The 759-nt window shown below is 51.3% G+C and carries 1 protein-coding gene; it reads right to left on the bottom strand.

Translation table 11 applies throughout. The features are described from left to right. A partial coding sequence (locus tag AB5935_RS26025; protein WP_368327878.1) for a heparinase II/III family protein occupies nt 1-759 on the bottom strand: 759 nt, incomplete at both ends.

Below are 759 nucleotides of genomic sequence, written 5' to 3'. Positions count from 1 at the left end.
CTTCACACTATTGGCAAACACAGTCGACAGGTCTACTTCCGCCCCTTTCTGTTTCTTCGACTCGAAAGTACGGGTGATCGGGGCATTGCTCTCTACCAAATGGCGTTCTCCGTTAATCGTCAACGTATTGTGAGCGATATTGCTTAGCCGGAATACTTCCCAGCGTTGTCCGTTCTGCGACATATTCCACAGGTCCACTCCCTTACTTTCGAGTGTGATATAACTCTGCATCCCCAAGTCCATCGCCCAACGCACTCCGTCTCTCTCGAAGATAAACGACCCGGCATCCATGTGTGCATGAGAGGTAGAGGGCGAACCTCCTTTCACTCCCAGATAGGTATCTTTCTTGCTGTCCCATCCGCCACGGTAGATAAACACAGGCGTATCTCCACGGTTAAACCAGAAGTTTTTCTTCGGCTTTCCGATCCGGTTCAGGTCGAGCTGTGAACAGAACACCATCAGGCTGGGCAGTAAACGGTCTTCGGCAAACTGCATATCCGGACGGTCGAGATACTGACGTTCAATCCACAACAGGGAAAGGTCTTTCTCCTTGCCTGCAAACCAGAACATCATCATGTTACATTCCGCCTCTACCGGAGAATCCGAGAAACAGAAGCAGTCTCCACTCGGAGCCGTCATATACTGCATGAAACGGGCAGACTTCTTAAATCCGGGGGCTTGGGAGAGCCCATTGTCTGTGCCGAAAGCACTTTCGAGCGCAGCAATGAGCATTACCTGAAAACTCGTCCCGTACCCCCA

It is taken from the genome of Phocaeicola sp. RTP21198st1_B8_RTP21198_201120 (assembly GCF_040929485.1).
In the GTDB taxonomy this organism is placed as follows: Bacteria; Bacteroidota; Bacteroidia; order Bacteroidales; family Bacteroidaceae; genus Phocaeicola; species Phocaeicola dorei.
This window is presented reverse-complemented; position numbering and strand designations above follow the sequence as displayed.